This window comes from Sediminibacterium sp. GW821-FHT12F12 (assembly GCF_058806635.1).
Genome location: NZ_JBXAPW010000001.1, coordinates 354,182 through 376,414 on the forward strand (window position 1 = coordinate 354,182; position 22,233 = coordinate 376,414).

Annotated in this window: 17 protein-coding genes; 13 read left to right on the forward strand and 4 right to left on the reverse strand. The window is 46.1% G+C overall.

All coding sequences use genetic code 11. The annotated features are described in order from the left end of the window. Positions 1 to 52: 52 nt before the first annotated feature. The 6 genes from AC1RNB_RS01360 to AC1RNB_RS01385 all read left to right on the forward strand — a co-directional run bounded on the left by AC1RNB_RS01360 (position 53) and on the right by AC1RNB_RS01385 (position 9,483). On the forward strand, positions 53 to 1,786 hold the full coding sequence (locus AC1RNB_RS01360; protein WP_493080043.1) for a RagB/SusD family nutrient uptake outer membrane protein: 1,734 nt from the start codon (positions 53 to 55) through the stop codon (positions 1,784 to 1,786). 22 nt (positions 1,787 to 1,808) lie between these two features. After that, on the forward strand, positions 1,809 to 3,788 hold the full coding sequence (locus AC1RNB_RS01365) for a heparinase II/III domain-containing protein (RefSeq protein WP_493080044.1): 1,980 nt from the start codon (positions 1,809 to 1,811) through the stop codon (positions 3,786 to 3,788). Positions 3,789 to 3,841: 53 nt separating this feature from the next. Continuing rightward, complete coding sequence (locus AC1RNB_RS01370) at positions 3,842 to 4,978, forward strand: BT3233 family polysaccharide utilization protein (RefSeq protein ID WP_493080046.1); 1,137 nt, start codon at positions 3,842 to 3,844, stop codon at positions 4,976 to 4,978. A gap of 85 nt (positions 4,979 to 5,063) precedes the next feature. Continuing rightward, entirely contained in the window at positions 5,064 to 6,089 is a 1,026-nt protein-coding gene (locus tag AC1RNB_RS01375) for an isoaspartyl peptidase/L-asparaginase family protein (RefSeq protein WP_493080047.1), read from the forward strand. Between the two features lie 13 nt (positions 6,090 to 6,102). Continuing rightward, positions 6,103 to 6,831: a copper homeostasis protein CutC gene (locus AC1RNB_RS01380; protein WP_493080048.1), complete on the forward strand. Its 729-nt coding sequence runs from the start codon at positions 6,103 to 6,105 to the stop codon at positions 6,829 to 6,831. Positions 6,832 to 7,158: 327 nt separating this feature from the next. Then, positions 7,159 to 9,483: a DUF2264 domain-containing protein gene (locus AC1RNB_RS01385; protein ID WP_493080050.1), complete on the forward strand. Its 2,325-nt coding sequence runs from the start codon at positions 7,159 to 7,161 to the stop codon at positions 9,481 to 9,483. 16 nt (positions 9,484 to 9,499) lie between these two features. Here the strand turns inward: AC1RNB_RS01385 and AC1RNB_RS01390 are convergent, their stop codons facing one another. After that, positions 9,500 to 10,369, reverse strand: a complete 870-nt coding sequence (locus AC1RNB_RS01390) for an AraC family transcriptional regulator (RefSeq protein ID WP_493080051.1) — start codon at positions 10,367 to 10,369, stop codon at positions 9,500 to 9,502. Between the two features lie 308 nt (positions 10,370 to 10,677). On the opposite strand from AC1RNB_RS01390, the gene AC1RNB_RS01395 reads away from it, so the two are divergent. The 7 genes from AC1RNB_RS01395 to AC1RNB_RS01425 are packed head-to-tail and all read left to right on the forward strand — an operon-like array spanning position 10,678 to position 18,844. Next, on the forward strand, positions 10,678 to 11,448 hold the full coding sequence (locus tag AC1RNB_RS01395) for an HpcH/HpaI aldolase family protein (protein ID WP_493080052.1): 771 nt from the start codon (positions 10,678 to 10,680) through the stop codon (positions 11,446 to 11,448). Positions 11,449 to 11,481: 33 nt separating this feature from the next. Then, positions 11,482 to 12,351 (forward strand): NAD(P)-dependent oxidoreductase, encoded by an 870-nt coding sequence (locus AC1RNB_RS01400; protein WP_493080054.1) that lies wholly within the window; start codon positions 11,482 to 11,484, stop codon positions 12,349 to 12,351. Positions 12,352 to 12,366: 15 nt separating this feature from the next. Next, on the forward strand, positions 12,367 to 13,353 hold the full coding sequence (locus tag AC1RNB_RS01405; RefSeq protein WP_493080055.1) for a hydroxyacid dehydrogenase: 987 nt from the start codon (positions 12,367 to 12,369) through the stop codon (positions 13,351 to 13,353). After that, on the forward strand, positions 13,350 to 14,678 hold the full coding sequence (locus AC1RNB_RS01410; RefSeq protein WP_493080057.1) for an FAD-dependent oxidoreductase: 1,329 nt from the start codon (positions 13,350 to 13,352) through the stop codon (positions 14,676 to 14,678). Before AC1RNB_RS01405 ends, AC1RNB_RS01410 begins: the two co-directional genes overlap by 4 nt. Next, a complete protein-coding gene (ilvD, locus tag AC1RNB_RS01415) occupies positions 14,668 to 16,344 on the forward strand; it encodes a dihydroxy-acid dehydratase (RefSeq protein ID WP_493080059.1) in 1,677 nt (558 codons plus the stop codon). The genes AC1RNB_RS01410 and ilvD overlap by 11 nt, the downstream gene beginning before the upstream one ends. A gap of 5 nt (positions 16,345 to 16,349) precedes the next feature. After that, positions 16,350 to 17,486, forward strand: a complete 1,137-nt coding sequence (locus AC1RNB_RS01420; protein ID WP_493080060.1) for a sulfatase-like hydrolase/transferase — start codon at positions 16,350 to 16,352, stop codon at positions 17,484 to 17,486. Positions 17,487 to 17,521: 35 nt separating this feature from the next. Then, entirely contained in the window at positions 17,522 to 18,844 is a 1,323-nt protein-coding gene (locus AC1RNB_RS01425; protein ID WP_493080062.1) for an MFS transporter, read from the forward strand. 92 nt (positions 18,845 to 18,936) lie between these two features. On the opposite strand, the gene AC1RNB_RS01430 is transcribed toward AC1RNB_RS01425, so the two are convergent. From AC1RNB_RS01430 to AC1RNB_RS01440, 3 genes are all read right to left on the reverse strand, one after another. Then, positions 18,937 to 19,449, reverse strand: coding sequence for a PIN domain-containing protein (locus AC1RNB_RS01430; RefSeq protein ID WP_493080063.1), 513 nt, complete (start codon positions 19,447 to 19,449; stop codon positions 18,937 to 18,939). Next, entirely contained in the window at positions 19,439 to 20,470 is a 1,032-nt protein-coding gene (locus tag AC1RNB_RS01435; protein ID WP_493080065.1) for a helix-turn-helix domain-containing protein, read from the reverse strand. The genes AC1RNB_RS01430 and AC1RNB_RS01435 overlap by 11 nt, the downstream gene beginning before the upstream one ends. Positions 20,471 to 21,540: 1,070 nt before the next feature. Next, positions 21,541 to 22,230 (reverse strand): response regulator transcription factor, encoded by a 690-nt coding sequence (locus AC1RNB_RS01440; RefSeq protein ID WP_493080067.1) that lies wholly within the window; start codon positions 22,228 to 22,230, stop codon positions 21,541 to 21,543. Positions 22,231 to 22,233: the final 3 nt, after the last annotated feature.

Here is a 22,233-nt window from a genome sequence, read left to right on the forward strand (position 1 = left end):
ACGCCCTGCTCTCCTTTTTGAAATCCAGTCATTAAAAAATAAAATTAAAATCATGATAAGGAAATATCATTTCAGGCGTATACTGTGGGTCTTACCGGCAGCCATTATCTGGCTGGTGGGTTGTAACAAGAACCTTGACCTGCTTCCTGAGTCGCAGTTGGCAGATGCCAACTTCTGGAAAACGACTTCAGACCTGAGCCAGGCCTGTAATTATCTGTATACATTTTTAAGTGGACTGAGTACGGATGATCCAACGGGTTATCCTACACCGCTGCAGGATAATTATTCTGATAAAACTTTCGGCGCACGCTCTGTAGGTTTTGGCGATGGTTCCAGCACCGCACCGGCTACTTCCAACGAGTGGTCTAATTATTACAAAGCGATCCGCGCAGCCAACAATATCCTGCAAAAAGCTCCCGGTGTTACAGGCGATGCTGCGGCCATTAACCGGTATGTGGGCGAAGCCCGTTTTTTCAGAGGGATGGCCTATTTTGAACTGGTAAAAAGATTTGGTGATGTTCCTTACATCAACAAAATTCTGACGCCAACGGATTCTCTACTGTATTCAGCACGCACCCCCCGGCAGGCGGTTATCGACAGCATTTATGCCGATCTTGATTTTGCAGCTGCTAATTGCCCGCAGCCGGATGTTTTACCCGCAGCAGAGTATGGACGTATTACACGGGCCGCTGCACTCTCGTTTAAGGCAAGAGTGGCTTTGTTTGAAGGAACCTGGGACAAATTCCGCGGTATCAGCACTGCCAACACCAATCTGCAGGTAGCGGTTACGGCAAGTAATACCGTAATAACAGAAGGGAAACACAGGTTGTACACTTCACAGGGAGCCGAAAGTTATTTCTATGAATTCCAGTACGATGGTGGTGCCAATGGAAACCCCATCCAGTCAGTTCCAGGTCCGCAGGTGAATTACACCTATGCCACCAACAAGGAGAACATACTGGTAAGATTATATGGCCAGAACCAAAGCAATAATATTGCTTCGCATTCTTTTGGCAGAACTTACCTGGACCAGGCCAACATTGCCCCTACCCGGGTAATCATGGATGCCTATTTATATAAAGACGGATTACCGCAGGGAAAATCTGCTTTTGATTCTTCCGGTAACCAGACAAGTTCTTTAACCGAGTTCCAGAACAGGGATCCCCGTATGGCTATGTCTGTGTATAATAGAACGTTGATCACACCTTCTGTTGGAGGTTTGATTCCTTATGTGGCAGGGATTACGTATCGTTACCGGAAATACTGGATTGTGAGCGACTGGACAGCCAATGTCAGCTTTATCAATTTTAACGTACTACGTTATGCAGAAGTATTGCTCACCAATGCAGAAGCCAAATTTGAACTGAATGGTTCTATCAGCGATGCAGAGTTAAACCAGACCATTAACGAGATCCGCAACCGCGCCACTGGTAACGATGCAAGCAAATTGCCTTTACTAACCAATGCATTTGTAACGGCCAATGGTTTGGATATGCGTACAGAAATCAGAAGGGAAAGAGCCATTGAATTATCATTCGAAGGACTGGCTTACTGGGATCTGCTCAGGTGGAAAACAGCTGAAACAGTATTGCCGCAGGCTATATTGGGCAGAAAATATTTTGCGGCAGAAAATCCGGCAGGTACTACACCCAATCTCCTGAATGGGTATGTGGTGCTGGAAGCAGCTTCTTTCCGCAAGTTTAATCCGGCTAAAGATTATTTGTGGGCCCTGCCAACACAGGAGTTGGCTTTAAATACTAAATTAGCCCAGAATCCTAACTGGTAATTTTTCCTAAACACATTGTAACATGGCAAAGAATCGTTGTAGTTTAATACCATTCTTTGCCATGTTGCTGTGTTGGGTATGTCTGTGTACCAATGCGTACAGTCAGCAGCCGGTGATCCACGAAAGAAATTACCTGTCAACTGCCTTGAATGTTTCTGGTATCGATTTTTCTCAGCAAACGGTATCAGCCTGGAGAGCCCGGCAAAAAGAAAACTACCTCCGTAAGATCGGGAGCTTGCCTGATTCTGTAAAAGCAGCCTGCGTTGCCAAAGCAGACCACGCACTTGCTTATAACTGGCCCGCTCTGCCTGCCGGTATGTATCTCGAATACAAACAAACCGGAAACAGGGTCAGGTATGAGGCAAAACAGAATGAGCGAAGACATTTTCTGAACAACCTGGTGATCGGTGAATTGATCACCCGCAATAAAAAATACCTGTCCCAGATCCTGAATGGTTTATGGGCTACGCTGGAAGAAAGTACCTGGGAGATTCCGGCAATAGTTGCTTTGCAGAAAGCCGGTACAGATCTGCCCGATCCTGCTGAAGAAATTATCGGACTGGTGGGAGGCGAAACGGCCGTGATGGTAGCAACCATCCAGTATATGCTGTATGACCAGTTAGAAACAATCTCTCCCATCATCCATAAAAGGATTTCTTTTGAGTTGCACAAAAGAATCCTGGATCCTTATTGGCAGCGGGATGATTACTGGTGGATGGGATTTACAGGCAAAGCCGTGAATAACTGGAATGCCTGGATCAATACCAATGTATTACAAACAGTTTTGTTGGCAGAAACGGATACGATAAAAATTGCGCAGCTCATCCGTAAAATATTCAGGAGTACGGATCATTTTTTAAATCAGTACCCGGATGATGGAGGTTGTGATGAGGGACCGTCTTACTGGAGTATTGCCGGAGGTAAACTGGTTCGTTTACTGCAACTCGCCAATGGTATATCCGGCGGTAAGCTAAACTGGTCTGATAACCGGTTACTGCACAGCATCGGTACCTATATTTATCAAATGCATATAGCGGGTGATTATTTTGTCAACTTCGCAGATGCTACGCCCAGAACAGTGCCTGATCCGGGAAGTGTTTACCGTTTTGGGGAGATCTTCAACGATGAGCTGCTGAAACAGTTTGGCGCTTACCTCTTTGCACAGAAACAGCATGCCATGCCGGCCAATAGCGTGGTTGACTTTTTAGAAACGGCAGATGCTTTTGCTGCCTTAACCGGAACCGCCGGAATAGCACCGCTGCCGGCTGCTTCTTTCCTTCCCGATCTGCAGGTGCTTACTGCAAGGACTCGGGCAGGATCTACATCCGGTTTATTTCTGGCTGTGCAGGGCGGACATAATGGTGAAAGCCATAACCACAATGATATCGGTAATTTCCTGGTGTATGTAAACGGTAAACCGGTGATCATTGATGCCGGTGTGGGCACTTATACAGCGCAAACCTTCAGTGCCGACAGGTATGAGTTGTGGAATATGCAGTCGCAATGGCACAATTGTCCCTTGATAAACGGTATGATGCAAAAAGACGGGAAAGCCTACGGTGCTACAAATCTTTCTTATAAAGAGAATAAGGGGCTTGTTTCGATTGATATGGACATAGCCACTGCATACCCACCAACTGCTTTTGTAAAGAACTGGAACAGGCAATTTCTGTTTGATCAGAACAGGAACCGGTTGGTACTTTCTGAAAAATACCTGTTTGAAAAAAGGACCGGGAAAACAAAGATCAGTTTTCTGAGCAGTTGCGAAGTGAGAAAGGATACAAACGGGAAGCTTATTTTTTATGATGAGAAAGGCACCCGGGTATTACAGGTAATCTATCACAGAGGTGTAACGCTGGCAGAGATAGAAGAAAAATTGCTGGACGATGACAAGATGGTGAACTCCTGGGGTAAAAAAATATACCGTTTGTCTTTTGTTATTGATAACAAAGAGCTGGCGGGCGAAAACAGGTTCGAATTCACTCTTCCGCCTGCTAAGTAAAGCCTGATAGCAGCGCATAGATACGATTATACAAGTTTAATGAGAAGTTGCGTATGAAAAAGTATTTGATAAGGGTCATGGGTTTTCTGTTAACCCCATTGTTAGCCAATAGCCAGGCGGTTATTACGATTACGAACCCGGCACCTGTAACAAGAACCGGCGAGGTAGTGTCTGTTGCCTGGAAAGAAGTATTAGCTGCCTACCCGGGTATTGATACAGCTTATTTTGTTGTAGCCGATCCCGTAACAGGAAAACAGGTTCCCCATCAATTGGAATACAAAGGAGAGAAAGCGGTTCAGCAACTGTTGATCCAGGTTACGATTGGGGCAGGTGCCAAACAGGTGTTGCAGATCAAAAAAGCCAAGCCGCAGCAATTCCCATCCAAAACATTCTGCCGCTATGTACCGGAACGCAAAGATGATTTTGCCTGGGAGAATGATAAGATCGCTTTTCGCGCGTATGGCAAAGCGCTGGAGAATACCAGTGAAGATGCCTATGGGTTTGATGTATGGGTAAAACGTACCGATCAGCTGGTATTGGATCAGCGTTATCGAAAAGGAGACTACCACAATGATCATGGAGACGGGATGGATTATTATCATGTCGGATTTTCTTTGGGGGCAGGAAATATTGCTCCCTACGCAAATGATTCGATCTGGTATTCCGGAAACTACCGTGGCTGGAAAATACTGGAGAATGGCCCGCTCCGTTCCACTTTTCAGCTGATATATGATGAATGGAACGTAGCGGCTCAGAAAGTAAGTGTGGTAAAAACACTGACCATCGATGCCGGCTCGCAGCTGCATAAAGTGGAAGCCAGTTACCATTTTGAGAACACACCTGTTTTGCCGGTAGTGGTGGGTATTGTGAAACGGGAACAACCGGGCATTACATTTTTTGATGAGCAAAAGGCACTGATGGCTTACTGGGAACCCACAGATGCCAATAACGGTACAACCGGCGTAGGCTGTCTGTTTACCCAGCCTGTAAAAAATATACTGGTACAAAAAGGGCAGCTGCTTACGTTGCTGGATGCCCAACCGGATAAACCGGTAACCTATTACCGTGGAGCGGCATGGGATAAAGCGGGTGAAATTACCAACGCTGATCAATGGTTCGCCTACCTGCAGGCGTTTCAGAAAAAACAACAGTTTCCTGTGCAGATTACGATAAAAAAATCTTCCAGATGAACAGATCGAGAGGAAGGATCGGTTTGCATATTGCGATGGACCTGGTTCCTGTGAATTGAGATCTATCAAACAAAAAAGAATCTTTATGGCATCACGCAGAAAATTTATACACTCCGCAGCACTTACTTCATTCGGCTTAAGTTCCCTGGATCTGTTTGCAGGCAGGAACAGCTCTACGCAAAAAATTAAAAACAAACCGGTAGTAGTTTCCACATGGGATTATGGGATAAAAGCCAATGTAGGCGCCTGGGATATACTCGGTAAAAATGGCCGGGCCCTTGATGCAGTAGAAAACGGGGTTAAAATTGCAGAAGCAGATCCTTTGTGCCAGACAGTTGGGTATGGTGGTTTGCCAGACCGGGATGGTTTTGTTACACTGGATGCCAGTATCATGGATGAAGCCTACAACTGCGGATCCGTATCCTGTCTGCAGTATATCAAACATCCCATTTCAGTAGCGAGGCTGATTATGGAAAAAACACCGCATATTATGCTGGCCGGGGAAGGGGCTTTGCAGTTTGCACTGGCCAATGGGTTTGAAAAGATGGACCTGCTTACCCCTAAAAGCCGGAAAGACTGGATGGAATGGCTGAAATCATCGAAGTACTCGCCTGAGATCAATATAGAGAACAGGAAATATTCAAAAGAAAATGATCCCATGCCCGGCGGGCCTGAAAACCACGACACCATTGGTATGCTGGCGATGGATGCATCCGGGAATTTGAGTGGAGCCTGCACCACCAGCGGTCTCGCGTATAAAATGCACGGAAGGGTAGGAGACTCCCCGGTAATAGGTGCAGGGTTGTATGTAGACAACGAAGCAGGAGCCGCCACCTCATCCGGTGTAGGCGAAGAAGTGATCCGAATGGTAGGTTCACATTTAGTGGTAGAATATATGCGCTCAGGATCAGCACCTGCAGCCGCCTGTAAAAAAGCGGTTGAAAGACTGGTTAAGATGAATCCTGTAAAATGCAAGTCTATACAGGTCGGATTCCTGGCGCTCGATAACCAGGGTAATTATGGCGGGTACAGTATACAACCCGGTTTTACCTACGCAGTAAAAAGCCATACGATAGAACAGATTTTTAAAGCAGATAGTTTTTATAAATAAGAAAACCAATTACATGAATAACCAGGCAATACTTGAAGTGTGTGCGTTTCATATCGACAGCTGTATCATAGCAGAAAGAGAAGGCGCTTACAGGGTAGAATTATGCGATAACCCTATTGAAGGCGGAACCACACCCAGTTATGGTACCATTAAACGGGTACGGGAGAAGATTTCTATTAAATTATATCCCATCCTGCGACCAAGATCGGGCAGTTATTATTATTCTGAAGAGGAGTTTGAAATACTGAAGAATGATATTAAGATCTGCCGTGAACTGGGCTGTGATGGTATTTCTGTAGGGATACAGTTGATCAATGCAGCAATTGATAAAGAACGCTTTAAACAGATTGTAGCATTGGCCGGCCCCATGGGTGTAACCTGTAACCGCGTTTTTGATTGCGCCCCCGATCCCTTTCAGGCATTGGAAGATATCATTGAATGTGGCTGTGAACGTGTACTTACTTCCGGATTAAAAACTGCCGCGCCTGATGCGGGTGAGTTGCTGGGTAAACTGGTACAACAGGCGGGAAACCGCATCAGCATTATGCCTGGCGCAGGGGTTAATTCTGCTAATCTTGCCAGGCTGAGAGCTGTATCAGGCGCAACAGAATTTCATTCTTCTGCCCGGCGGGTTGCCGCTAACCCGGTCACTTATATTAATACGGAAGTAAGCGACTATGGCCATGTATATATTGCAGATGCTGCCGAAGTAAGGGCCATGGTTCAGGTACTGAAAGGTTAACGTGTTGTGCTCTATTAGGTAATTCAAAATTTCTGTTGTTAGAAAAATAAAAACTGCCAATTCGGAGTGATCGATGAAAAAATCTAATCAGTCCGCCTTTGGCGGACGGGCCTCTTTTTGTTCGGTGCCGAGCGAAGGCGAAGGCAGACAAAATGATGCGTAGCATCCCGCTGCAAAGCGGGAGCAGAAGAAAAAGCAGCCCGGGAACAGGGACGAGGCCTAGCGGCCGTGAGCGACAAGAAATCCGGACTATCAAGGTGATTTTTAATAGTACAACACAATAAAGCTTAAATTATCAGACAAACAAAATGCCATAAACTATTTTCCATGACAAGAATTTATTTTACTTTTTTTCTTTGTATGTTTTTGTTGTTACAAGTAACTTCTACGGCACAGGTTACCAAAAAGCAGGGTACTGACAAAAAGCAAACGGAGCAAACGCCGTCAGGAACCATCCATCCCGATGAGATCAGAAGCCTGATGAAAAAAGTAGCCGATTGGCAACTGGCCAATCCTACCGGGAAAGAATTGAACTCCTGGGAGTATGGTCCATTTTATATTGGCCTGATGGCATTGTATCAGACTACACATGAAAAAAAATACCTGACAGCCATAGAAGCCATGGGCGAAAAAGTAAACTGGGAACCCCAGGCCCGTCCTTACGATGCCAATGTACTTGCCATTTCGCAGGTATTTCTGGAACTGTACCAGTTAACCGGCAAAAAATCAGTAGTTGATAAATCGCGTTTTGTGATGGATGCCCCCATGAAAAGAGACCTGGTGCCGGATATCAGTTTTGATAAGAACAAATACTGGTGGGAATGGTGGTCGTGGTGCGATGCCCTGTTTATGGCACCCCCTGCTTTGGCACGGATGGCTGCCATTTTCAAAGAACCCAAGTATCGTGATTTTATGGTGCAGGAATGGAAACGAACGGCCGCCTATCTCTATTCTCCCAAAGACAGTTTATTCTTCCGCGATGATCGTTTCTTTACAATGAAATCAACCAATGGTGAAAAAATCTTCTGGTCGCGTGGTAACGGGTGGGTATTGGGAGGGCTGGCCCGTGTAATGCAATATTTACCCATGACCGATCCTGCCCGCCCATTCTTTGAACAGCAGTTCAGGGAAATGAGCTATAAATTAAAACGGATCCAGATGAAGAACGGATTCTGGAGCCAGAGTTTATTGGATCCCGAAAACTATCCGCAAAAAGAATCCAGTGGTACAGGCTTTTATGTATTCGCGTTATCCTGGGGGGTAAACAATGGATTATTACCCCGCAATGAATTTTTACCGGTAATTGAAAAAGGCTGGGCTGCACTCAAAGAATCGGTTCATGCCAATGGAAAGCTGGGGTATGTACAGGAAGTAGGCGATTCTCCTACCAATGTAAAGTACGACGATTCTGAAACCTATGGTACCGGTGCTTTTTTACTTGCTGCATCCGAATTGTATAAACTACTGGCACCATCGGCAACAAAAGTTGCTGCTGCTGTTTATCCTGCTACGGATGACAGGTCTTTCACACTCAACATGCTGCTGAAAATAGCTGACCCGGTGTTGATCCCCCTCAGTAAAGAACAACTTACCGTAAATTTTCCGAGGAAGGAATGGGAAACAAGGGAAAGCAATATTCAGACTTCTCCTTTACAGGCATTTGGCCGTACCTTATCCGGTATGGCACCCTGGTTAGCATTGGGGCCGGATAAAACAGCAGAAGGTGTGCTCCGCGCCAAATATAGCCGGATGGCCCAACAGTGCCTGGTTAATGCCACCCATCCCGGTTCGCGCGATTATATGTTCAGAGATGCTACGCAGGAAAGGATTGTGCATGCAGCCTATATCGCCTATCCACTACTGATTGCTACCAGTCAGTTATGGGATCCGCTGACAACAGAACAACGCAATCAGGTGATTGCGGCACTGAAAACGCATCGTAATTTCAAACCCAATGAAACCAACTGGCTGCTGTTCCCGGCACTGATCGAAGCTGCGATCTGGAAACTAACCGGCAGCTGTGATAAAAAACCGATCGAATACGCGCTTACAAAACATGCAGACTGGTACCTGGGAGATGGCGTGTATGGAGATGGTCCGGATTTTCACTGGGATTATTACAACAGTTATGTGATACATCCTTTATTACTCGAAGTACTGCGTAATGCAAAAGAAATGGGCATGCCGGTTGACAAACTGCAGGCACAGGCCATTGAACGCGGAATACGGTATGCCGAAGTACTGGAGCACCTGATCTCACCCGAAGGTACTTTCCCTGTTATCGGCCGTTCTTCTGTGTATCGTATAGCAGCATTACAACAGATAGCGTATATGGCTTTTCGGGAGAAAAAACTTCCGGAATCTTTACATCCCGCTACTACCCGTGCAGCTATTACCGCAGTGATCAAAAGAATGATGCTGGCACCGGGCACTTTTGATGAGAACGGATGGTTAAATGCAGGCATCGTAGGCGAACAGGTTAATGCCCGCGATTATTATAATTACACAGGCGCCTTGTATATGTGTACAGTAGGATTATCGCATCTCGGCATTCCTGCCCAGGACAGGTTCTGGACAGAAAGCGCCGGAAAATGGACACAACAAAAGATATGGAGCGGAGAAAACCTGGCAGATCAAAGCGTGTTTAAATAATTGAGAAAACGATAAGTTAGTTCCCCAGCTTTTTCAGTTTCGTTTTATACTCTCTCGGGCTGGTTCCTGTTACCTTTTTAAAGGTCTTGGTAAAATTTGAAAAAGTATTAAACCCGCTCTGGTAACATACTTCTGTTACATTGGTATCATCTTTCATTAACTCCCTGCACGCATAACTGATCCTGATCTCGTTTACCACCTGTATAAAGGTTTTGGTATAGCGTTTCTTGAAATATTTACAGAACGCGGCTTCATTCATACAAGCTACCGACGCGGCTTTGGCGAGGCTGATATCACCGAGGTAATTTGTCATAATGTATTCATACACCCTGTTCATCCTGTCGCTTTCGTTGTCTTTGCTCTTGGGCACATACCCATCGTTCGATAATATCTCGAGCTCTTCAGAAACAGCAATCTTGTGCAGTATTTTCAGTAGCAGGGATATTCTGTCGGGTCCGGTAGCCGTAAGCAGCGTCTGCATCAGCGATACCAGTTCAGTGAATGTATTACCATAAATCCGCAGGCCGTTGGCAGCTTTGTCGAGCAGTTTCCGGATCGGGTAGTTCTCCGGAAGATCAAATAACCTGATCCCGTTAAAATCTGAATCAAATTTCAGGATGATGGCTTGTACACCATCGCTCGGAACATCGCTGTCTTTGTTATTATGCCAGTGATGCGGCAGGTTCTTGCCAATCAGCACCATATCTGTATTTTCAAAACTGCGGATATTGTTACCAACGAACCTGGAACCTTGCCCTTTCAGGATGGCCGTTAATTCATATTCCTTATGAAAATGGTAGGGTACGCTGAAATGAGGGCTGATCCGTTCTTCAATTGAAAAAGAATGGTTGGGCGAAGCACTGTTTTTAATCAGAATCGGTTTCATGGGGGGCGGGCAATCGTTATTTCACTCTCAATGTAATAATTATTTCACACAATCATCACATGGTTCTGCTTTGTATATGTGTTTGATGAGCTATCCGGAATACCTGTTGGCACCCCCCTTTTTTTTACTCAGATCTCAGGCAAATATTGTATTCATTTTTGCAAATTAAGAAGCCGGTCTTTCTGGCAAACATGAGTTTATTTGCTAAGAAGGTTGGAGTCCCGGCGTATATGGTAAAACCCGGAATTCCTGCACTGAATAATATATACACATATTAATCATGTTTTCTGCGAAACTCTGAGAAACGAATGAAAGGATTAAAGCAAAGATTACAAAAAGGAGAGATACTGATCGGAACATTTCTAAGCCTGGGAAATCCTGTTACTACCGAAATTGTAGGCAATGCAGGATTTGATTGGGTGGTCATAGACCTTGAACATGGGGTGGGCGCTGAGGGCGATGTGGTGCATCAGTTAATGGCATTGAAGAATAGTAATGTATCTGCCATCATCCGCGTAGAAGGATACCAGCGCCAGCGTGTTCACCGCGTGCTTGATCTTGGTGCAGATGGCATCATGTTTCCCAGAATTGAAACAGCCGTAGAAGCGGAACTCTCGGTGAAAGCCATGCAATATCCACCGGAAGGAATCAGGGGTGTAGCCAAAATGATCAGGGCTACCAGGTATGGTGATGATTTTGATGGTTATAGAGAAACGGCCGGTGACGAATTGCTGGGTGTTATCCAGATCGAAACGTTGGCATCTTTACAACATCTCGATGCCATTGCCCATACACCGGGTGTAGATGTGTTATTTATCGGTCCATCAGATCTTTCTATGGCACTGGGTATTTTTGGCCAGACAGATCATCCGTTGTTTGTGAAAACAATCGGGCAGATCATCAAAGCTGCAAAAGATGCCCAAAAGCAGGTGGGTATACTGCTCTCAGATCCGGCCGATGTGAAAAAGTACAGTGAGATGGGCATTCATTTTATAGCCTGTGGTACCGATGCCGGTTTTTTGAGCAAGGGAGCCCAGCAAACCGCCGGAACCATGCTGAAAGCCATCAGTTTTTCCTAAACGAGCATTTACCTAATTCATTAAAAAAAACAAGTGGGAAATAATATCGGGTTCATTGGACTGGGTATCATGGGAAAACCGATGGCGGTTAACCTTATCAGGGCAGGGTACCAACTCTCTGTGTATGATATCAACCAGGATGCACTGAAAGATCTTGCACAACAGGGTGCCGTGATAGCAAAGTCGCTGCAAGACCTGGCGGCAAACAGTGATATCATCATCAGTATTCTCCCTGATTCGCCACAGGTAAAAGAAGTGGCCATGGGTAAGGATGGATTGATGGCCGGATTGCGTGCCGGTAAACTTTTTATCGACATGTCTACCATTGATGCCGCCACAGAAATCGAGATACACGAAACATTCAGGCAGATAGGCGTAGATACATTGGATGCGCCTGTTTCCGGTGGACAGCCCGGTGCTGAATCTGCCTCCCTTTCCATCATGGCAGGAGGCAGTAAAGCCGCTTTTGAACGGGCCGTTCCGGTATTTCAGGTTTTGGGAAAAAGAATCAGCCATATGGGTGATATCGGTTCGGGACAGATCACCAAATCCTGCAGCCAGATTGCTACTGCCCTGGCTACCCAGGGGGTGATCGAGGCTTTTACACTGGCCAAAAAAGCCGGGGTAGATCTTGTTAAAGTGCGGGAAGCATTGTTGGGAGGTTTTGCTGAAAGTAAAGCTCTTTCCATCACCGGGGATAAAATCATCCGTGAAGATTTCTCTCCCGGCTTTAAGTTGAAACTGTACTCAAAAGATTTGCGTATTGCACAAAATGCGGCCCGTAGTTACTCGCTTTCTTTACCGGGAACACAATTGATGTTCCAGGAAATGGAAACGCTTTTGCAGGCGGGTAAAGGTGAACTGGATTTTAGTGCATTGATACAGGTACTGGAAAATAATTAAGTCTAAAATTTTTATATGAAGGATCTGCCAAAAGTATTTATATCAGAACCTATCAATGCAAAAGGCATGGAAATGCTACAGGGGAAAGCTGACATAGTGATAGCCCCTGATACCCGCAAAGAAACGGCTTTGGCCCTGATAGGCGATGCAGATGCTGCCATACTGCGGGCTACTACGATCTTCGATAAAGAGGTGATTGGTGAAGGAGGGAAATTAAAAACGATCGTAAGAACCGGCATTGGCGTAGATAATGTGGATCTCAAATTTGCCGGCGAAAAAGGCATCTATGTCTGTAACACTCCCGGAACCAATGATGAAACAGTGGCAGAACATGCGGTGGCAATGATACTGGCTTGTGCCAAACAGATCATCCTGATGGACAAAGCCGTGCGGAACCAGCAATGGAAAGAACGTTTCTCGCCCAGACAGATGGATATCAGGAATAAAAAAGTGGGCATCATCGGGTATGGCCATATCGGGCTGGCCACAGCTCATTTCTGCAGGTGCCTGGGCATGCAGGTGATTGCCTACGACCCATTTATTTCCCAGGTGGGATTGGACACCTGTTTTACAAACGATATAGAAGTGATTTTTAAAGAGTCCGACTTTGTAAGTCTACACTGTCCATCCACTCCGCTCACGCAGAAATTCATCGGAACAAAATACCTGAACCTGATGAAGAAAACGGCTTACCTGATCAACACTTCGCGCGGAGAACTGATTGATGAACCAGCCCTTGTAACGGCATTGGCCGAAAACAGGATAGCAGGTGCCGCACTGGATGTTTTTAAGGAGGAGCCACTGGCTGCCGATAACCCGCTTCTACATTTTCCGAACGTGATCCTGTCCCCGCATGTGGCCGGCTCAACCAAAGAATCCAATGAACGTATTGCCATTGCAGCGGCGCAGGCCGTACTCGACACTTTTAACGGCCAGGTTCCCTTGCATATCTGTAACCTCGATTATTTACCCGAAGCACAAAAACTGAAACAGTTTGCATGACAGAATATTTCCAGGTAGCGGCGTATGAGGTTCCCGTCAGGTACAAACCTGATGTATGCATCATTGGAGCCGGGCCTGCGGGAGTGGCTGCTGCCGTTGCGGCGGCACGCCAGCATTTGTCTGTACTGCTGATTGAAAAATATGGATTCAGCGGTGGGGCTACTGTAGCGGGCCTGAGTGGAACCATCTGCGGTTTATTCAGCAGCGGACAAAAACCCGAACAGATCGTATTTGGTTTTGCCAATGAATTTTATACATTATTAAAACAGAAAAACGGCGTGGCCAATCCGGTACACTTTGGTAATACCTTACTGGTACCGCACGATAGCCTCCGCTGGAAAGAAATCGCAGATGGGCTGTTGCAGGAAGGTCATTGCAACATTTTATACCACACCCGTTTTCTGCAGGCATTCACAGATTACCAGGGCCGGATCACTTCTTTGTTAGTAAAGGGACAAGAAGGCCAGTTCGTTATTAAGCCAGGGTTTGTTATAGACGCATCGGGAGATGCCGAAGTGGTTCATAGCATATCCGGCCCTACTTTTTTGGGTAATAAGGGCGTGGTGCAAACCCCTACCATGATCTTTAAAATGGGGAATGTAGACAATCATCTTTTTCAGCAGGTAAGTCCGACGCAACTGAACCAGAAAGTGAAAGAAGCGGCTCTCTCCGGTGCCTATCAACTGCCAAGGCATCATGTATATGTGTTCCCGCTGCCTAATTCGGGCGAAGTACTTTGTAATATGACAAAGATCACTTACCCCGATGGCCGGATCCCGTTGGGAATAGATTCTGCCGACCTCAGCTTTGCCGAAATAGAGGGCAGAAAACAGGCCCGCGAATATGCACGCTTCCTCATCAACGAAATACCCGCTTTTAAAAACGCATACCTCTCTGATACAGGAGCGCAGGTAGGTATCAGGCAAACCCGTTCCATTCTCGGAAAAAGCAAACTGCTGAATGAAGATGTGATGCAGGCACGGAAAAATAAAAACGCCATTACGTATTCTGCATGGCCCATGGAGATTCATAACACAGGAGAAGTTACCATTGTTCAACTGGAAAATGATTACTATGATATTCCATTCGAAACCCTGGTTCCGCAAAATGCCACTAATTATCTCGTAGCCGGCAGGTGTATGTCTGCCGAGCACGAGGCGCTGGCTTCTGCCCGGGTTACGGCCCAGTGTTTCGGAATGGGTTATGCAGCAGGAGCCGCCTGTGGTTTAATGCTGCATGAAAAACTGGCAGCCACAGCACTGGATGGGACGATGGTAAAACAATGGATGAAACAACAGCAATTAAAAGATACACATGAACAATAAGCTAAGAAGCAATTTTGAGGAAGGAAGCACCCGCTGGGCCGTTCGCAGAGCGCAATGGATAGCCATGGGCATTCCTGAACAGGATTTTGATAAACCCAAGATCGCCATCATCAACTCTTCTTCAGGACTCTCTGTCTGTTACCAGCACCTGGATGAATTGTCGGTACTGGCACAGCAGGCTGTAAAAGAAGCGGGTGGACTGGCTTTCGAGATCAATACCATTGCACCGTCTGATTTTGTAACATCTGCCGGAAAAAAAGCACGTTACCTCATGCCCACGCGCGATCTGATGGTGAATGATATAGAAGTGATGATGGAAGGAGCCGTACTGGATGGTATGATCCTGCTCTCATCCTGCGATAAAACCACCCCCGCTCATATTATGGCGGCAGCCAGGCTAAATGTTCCCGCAATTATTGTTCCCTGCGGATACCAGCTGGGCGGTAATTGCAACGGCAAAGCGGTAGATATAGAAGAAGTATACAAGGGAGTGGGTACCTTACTAACAGGAAAAATGACCCTGGATGATATGAAAGACTGGACCCGCTGCGCCATTCAGGGGCCCGGTGTTTGCGCCGGCTTGGCAACGGCCAATTCCATGCATTGTATGGCAGAAGCATTGGGTATGGCATTACCCCAAACCACCCCGGTACGGGCGGGTAGCGAGCGGTTGAAACAGATTATCAGAACTGCAGGGGCCAAGATCATGGAGTTGGTAGAACAGGATCTGAGGCCCAGGGATATTCTCACCAAAGAAGCTTTTCAGAATGCGGTAAGGGTAGCTATCTCTATCGGATGTTCTGTAAACACGGTGCGTCATCTTGCTGCCATCTCTGTAGAAGCGGAACTGGATCTGGATATTGTAAAAATGTTTGAAGAAGAATCGGCCGGGTTCTCACTCATTACGCAGATCAGGCCCAATGGTCCCGACCGTATCGAAGATCTTGACAGGGCAGGAGGAACGAATGCGGTGATGCACCGGTTGCAGGCACAACTGAATACCGGTGTACAAACAGTACAGAACACAACACTCTCGGTAATTCTCAGCAAAGCAACTGTGATTGATGAAACGATCATCCGGAAAACAACGGATCCTTTCCGTAAAGAACCCGGGCTGGCCATTATCCGCGGCAATGTGGCACCCTCGGGCGCTATTGTGAAACTTTCGGGAATTGATGGGGCAAACCGTATTTTTAAAGGGCCGGCAAGGGTGTATGAAGATGAAGACCTGGCCATGCAGGAACTGGCCAAAGGAAATATTGTAAAAGGAGATATTGTGGTTCTGCGGATGATGGGACCTGTTGGCGGACCGGGTACTGTTTTTGCCTGTAGTTTTATGGCGGCACTGAGTGGGGCCGGACTGGCAGATAGTGTAGCGGTGGTTACTGATGGAGAACTTTCGGGGTTAAACAAAGGAATCACCATCGGTCAGGTAATGCCCGAAGCGGCCTGTGGCGGGCCACTGGCCATTATTGAAGAAGGCGACAGTATACTGATTGATCTCGATAACAGGAAAATAGACCTGCAGATTCCGGAAGCGGAATACCAAAACAGGATGCGCAACTGGCAACCCAAGCAGCGCAAACTAGACAATAACTGGCTGAAATTTTATGCTGATAATGTAATGCCGATAGAACAGGGTGCTGTATTCGGCAGAAGGAATTAAAACGTATGCATACAGAATTGAATGGGAAACCGGAAAGAGTGATTGTATTCCTGATAGACGGGCTTCACTGGAAAGCACCGGGCAAACTGTTTATGCCGGTGTTTAAACAGTTGATAGAAGAGGGAACTTATATCGAAAAATCGTACATGATTGTTCCCCACCATCCTACCGTTGGCGAATACGGTCGTATCCATACTTCTTCTTTTCCCAACCCGGTATTGCAGGAGGGCACCCTCTTCATCAGCCCCGCCAATAAAATGCTGCAGGAAATGTTTGCACCAGCAGATACCACTGCTTTTATTGCCAACACAAAAGCCTATGTTTCTGTAAGCAGGGGTTTCGATATCAATATCCATGAACCCGCTATGTCTGATGAAGAAGTGGTGAACCGTAGTATGGAACTGCTGCACCAACAGGAGATCCGCTATTGCAGAATACACCTGCAAACACCCGGTAACGAGGGGCGTTATCTCTCGGCCACTTCTCCCGATCAACCTTACTACCGGAATATCTGGGGCGAAGGATCTCCTTATGTAACAGCTGTTGAACAGGCAGACCGTTTACTCGGTAAGCTGATCGATGAACTGAAAAGAACCGGTAAATGGGAATCTACCCTGCTGGTGGTTACTTCCGATCATGGACAATCTGAACAGGGCTGGCATCCGATGATAGATGAAGACAGTGTAATGACGCCGCTGGTATTTGTGGGCCCCACTGTTGCGAAAAAAAGGGTACTTCCTTATTTCGAACACACAGACCTTTCACCCACCATAACCGGGCTGATGGGGATTGAACCACCCAACACAGGAGGCGGAGCGGGTGTATTTGTCAAAGAAGTATTGTCAACAACAGTTGCATCAGGCTTTACCCATCCCCGTTATATACAGACCCTTAACCAGCAACTGAATGCCTATAATGCCCTGCGGGCAAGGATCATGATTGCCGGTGAAAAAGATGTGTATTTCTCCAGCCTGATCAGTTACCTCGAAAATGAATTACTGACCCCTGAACCATTTTACCATCACGACAGGTTCCTGGAATGGGAGCGGGCGGGTAATACACAACACCTGATCGAGGTGAACAACCAGATCCTTGAACAGATGCGTGATGAACTTTCCAAACTGGATAAGACAAACAGATAACCATTTTATTACCCCCATGCGCTAAAAGATTGACCATGAAGCCAACAGATTTGTCTGATCCACAGAAAAGCAACACAGGAAATTTTCGTTGGGTGGTAGTGGTGCTCTTGTTTTTTGCCACTACTATTAATTATATAGACAGGCAGGTGATCGGGTTATTAAAACCCACACTGGAAAAAGAGTTTAACTGGTCTGAAACCGATTACAGCAGAATTGTGATGGCTTTTTCGCTCACCTATGCCATTGGCTTATTATTCTTTGGACGCATGATTGATAAGATCGGCACCAAACTGGGGTATACCATTTCTATTATATTCTGGAGTATTGCTGCCATGCTGCATTCGCTCGTAAAAAGTACAACGGGATTTGTATGGGTAAGGGCGGGCCTGGGCCTGGGTGAGTCGGGTAATTTTCCGGCAGCCATCAAAGCCATTGCAGAATGGTTTCCTAAAAAAGAAAGGGCGTTGGCTACCGGGTTGTTCAATTCAGGAGCAAGTATCGGCGCCGTAATAGCACCCATCATGGTTCCGCTGATCCTGGCGGCCTATGGCTGGAAAGAAGCGTTCCTGATTACAGGGGCACTCGGTTTTCTATGGCTGATCTTCTGGCTGCTTTTTTATGAGGTTCCCTCCCGTAAAAAAGGACTCAGCTCTATGGAGTATGATCATATCAACAGCGACCGGGATGAGGCCGCCGAACAGGGACGCCCCATCCGGTGGATAACATTGCTTGGACTCAGGCAAACCTGGACCTTCATAACCGGCAAATTCCTTACCGACCCCATCTGGTGGTTTTTCCTGTTCTGGTTACCGTCTTATTTTTCGTCCACTTTTGCGTTAGATCTTACCAAACCAAGTCTCCAGCTGGGTGCTGTTTACCTGGCCACTACCATCGGAAGTATTGGTGGCGGATATCTTTCATCGCGTATGATCAAAAAAGGCTGGCCGGTTTTTAAGGCAAGGAAAACAACCCTGCTTATAGCGGCCCTTTGTGTAATACCCATTATTTCTGCGAGGTATGCCACCAATATCTGGATGGCGGTAGGATTGATCAGCCTGGCTGCCGCCGCCCATAATGCCTGGAGTGCCAATATATTTACGGTAGCTTCTGATATGTTCCCCAAAAAAGCATTGAGCTCCGTAATCGGAATCGGTGGCATGGCGGGCTCGGTAGGGGGCATCCTGTTTCCGATGCTGGTGGGTTATTTATTAGATCTCTATAAGCTAAAAGGAAATATCACTACCGGCTACAACCTGCTGTTCCTGATCTGCGGTTGTGCCTACCTGCTGGCATGGCTCATCATTCATTTTCTCACGCCCCGCATGGAGCGGGTGGTTGTGCAGGATGACAGCGTGTAAATGAACAATTACAGGCATTGGGCGATAATAGGGAGATATTCATTAACACCCTGAATGAAATAGTCACCTGAATCAATCAATACGAAGGAAGCTTAACGTACTGATTGAAGCCAGCTCCTGATTCTCTGATCGCATTCCACTTTAGGAAGGCGCTTATTTCTCTGGCAAAGGTCTTTTAATAATTCAGCGGCTTTTTGAGGCAATATGATTTGGTGCTCCACCAATTGATCAAAAATAAAAAGTATTCCCGCGGTCTCAATTTTTGCATTTACAGCAAGTGTTCTAAGTAGTTTATCACCCGTTAATAAAAGTGCATTGTTGGTAGTAGCATATTGATAGGCTGATAGATCTTCTGCGGATAGCCTGGGATGTTTCTCTACCAGGGATGTGATTTCTTCCATGTCACTTTCCGTGATAGAGATAACGGTAAAGTTTCCTGTTGTTATGCAGTGGAATAATTTTTCTTTTTGCCAATCGTATAATTCTTCAATAATAATCTCTGTTGTACAAAAATAGAAAGGTAACTGCAGGCACTTGTTCAACAGTTCAATGTTGATAAGGTCGATAAGGATGCACGCATCCTGTATAGCAATCTTAGCGTGCATCCAGTTTGTCTTTGAATTCAGCCAATTTCAACCCGGCAAGACTTGCGGCCTTACTCATACTAACGATGTCTTCAGCAGCAAGGCGGAATACGAGTTGTTCAAAGCGGTAACTTTTTTCATTACCACGGAAACTCCCCATTCCGGTTTCTTTTTTATTGCCGGTCATGGACCGGAAGAACCGGCTTGCAGTAGCAGGGGTGATAATTCCCAGAATGAGGGCGCGCATCATGATAGCTTGTGTAGAGATTCCGTACTGTTCTTTAATATTCACCAGTTCTCCTGGTGCAATATTATTTCGCTTGTCACCTAATATACGCTGCAGGGTTTGCCCTGGTAAAAGCATCGCGCCGGCAAAAGCATGACAGATTTTTTCTTGATCGGCCGCTTCATCAATAGTGAGTACCAGGTGCCCCAGCTCATGGAGTGCAGTAAACCTTTTACGTTCTATTGAAAAGTTGTGATTCAAAACAATAACGGCTACTTTACCAACCAGGGTACTTAATCCGTCAAAAGAAGCAGGCCCGGGGATTTCTATAACACGAATGCCTTTTTCTTCCAGCATCTCAATTACATTCGGAATCGGATCGATACCCACTTTCCAGTGTTTGAGCAGTGCGTATGCGAGATCGTCAACTTCTTCGGGTTCTTGCACAATATGCGCTGGCAGCGGATTGATGAACTGATCATTGATCTGAAGCAGGTTCTCAACTTCGAGGTATCTTTCAATAACATCCCGAACGGTTTCTTTAATGCTTTCTATCTGTTTAACAGGAAGAGTAGCAGCTTTGCGGAACGCTACCGGGGGAAGGTCTACAACCAGGGGTCTTGCAAAATAGTCTGCCTTCACATCCAATGCTTTTCCGAGTGCTACCAAAACCTCACCGGTTGGCTGCATAAGCCCAGCCTCATACTTGTTAAGTGACTGCTTTGAAATGGATACGGGCATATGATTGGCCAGATCCTGCAGCGACCAGCCCTTTTTTTTACGTGCTGCGCGGAGTCTTTCGGGAAACGGGTTCATGATAGCGGAGTTTGGCGGTTGTTGACAAAAGTAAATAAATTTATTATTTTGTCAACCATTCTTTTCTTTCTCTGCCGAATAGTATAAAAACAAAGCCCTCCTGAACGTTCCCGCCGATCTTGACCGGTAGGGGCTACTGTGTACCCACCACTTTGGAGTATTGTAATGCCCAACAGCACCCATACTATAGCTGATTATAGTGATCAGGTACGCTATTCAGTGTAATTGAACCCGCATTTCCTGGCGAGGCATAACTTTTACAATCTCTCTTCCCACCGGGCGGTTTTTAGAACAAGGCAAGCGTAATCTGTTCTGATAACCGCACCCTGGCGAGAAAATTTTCTCATATAAACGTCCGGGAGTGTTTGAAGGTGTATGGTTATCAGATGATTACGCAAAATATAAGTAGGGGGCAAAAGGGAAGCGAAGAGAATGGCCGGGCAGGGGTTCTACTCACACTTCACTCGTACTTGGCCCTTGTTTCGTTCGTAGTTTCTTCGGTATACAAGCGAACAAACAGCGAATAAGGGACGAAGGAAAGCGAACGAATAGCGAATGAATACCGAACCAATACCGAACCAGAAGGGGGTGTCTTGTACTTGTCTTGTACTGTGTCTTGTACTGAAAAAACTTTACAGTTGAGGGGCAAATTACTACCAGGGCTTTACAGTGTTTAGCGGTGGCACTAAATAAGCTTTACAGTGTTTTATGAACCTGGAGTCAGGTGCCTAAGGGGAAAACTGCGAAGATGTGGGTATATCGTAGCTCCCGGTGGGGGATTTTGTGCTGTAGAAGGAGTAATGAAGACTACGTAAGTTGGAGATTCTCAGTAGGATATACTGCGAAGGGGGGGAGACAAGGTGGATTTGGGGAGGTTATACAAGCCAGCTCTTTCAGATGGCTTGTATGGTAGCGGATGCGGTACAAATTTCGCATCATTTTCTGCCGGATTTGAAATAGCTGGCAGGAATAGCATAACACCAATCCGTTTTTGTAGCCGGGATGGCCAATTTTTTAGTGCCGTATCATGCTATGATTTGTACTATGCTTCCTAAACAACAATGATCAACTTACCATACCAGTTTGTAACCGGCACCACGGATATTGATGATCTGAACCTGGGGATCCTGTTTAAGCAGTTTTCTTAGCCGCGTAATAAATACATCCAGGGTACGGGCGTTAAAAAAATTATCATCCCCCCAAATGGTAGTAAGCAATTCATGCTTGGTTAATAAACTTTGCTTTTGCCGGTATAAGAGCCATAAAATATCATTCTCCCTGGCTGTTAGTTGACGGATATCGGCGCTGAATGTTAGTTGTTGCCGGGTGGGATCGAAATGATAACGGCCAATTGCTACTGGTACCTGTTGCGTACTGCCGGCCTGTAAACGGTTGGTTCCAAGTAATACTTTTATGCGTACCACAAGTTCCATCATACTGAATGGCTTTTTCAGGTAATCGTTACCACCGCTTTCAAAACCCGTTACTACATCATGTGGCATTGTTTTGCTGGTAAGGAATAAAATAGGTAACTGGTAATTGGCCAAACGTAATTGCTGTGCAATCGCAAAACCATCCATTCCCGGCATCATTACGTCGAGTAGGGCAAGTTCATAACTGTTGGTGTATAATAAATGTAACGCCTCTTTGCCATCGGTAACATGGGTTACCGAAAAGCCACTTGTTTCAAGACTTTCAGCTATGATATTACCTAAGGCCACTTCGTCTTCCGCCAATAATATGTTGGGTAATTTATCCATAAG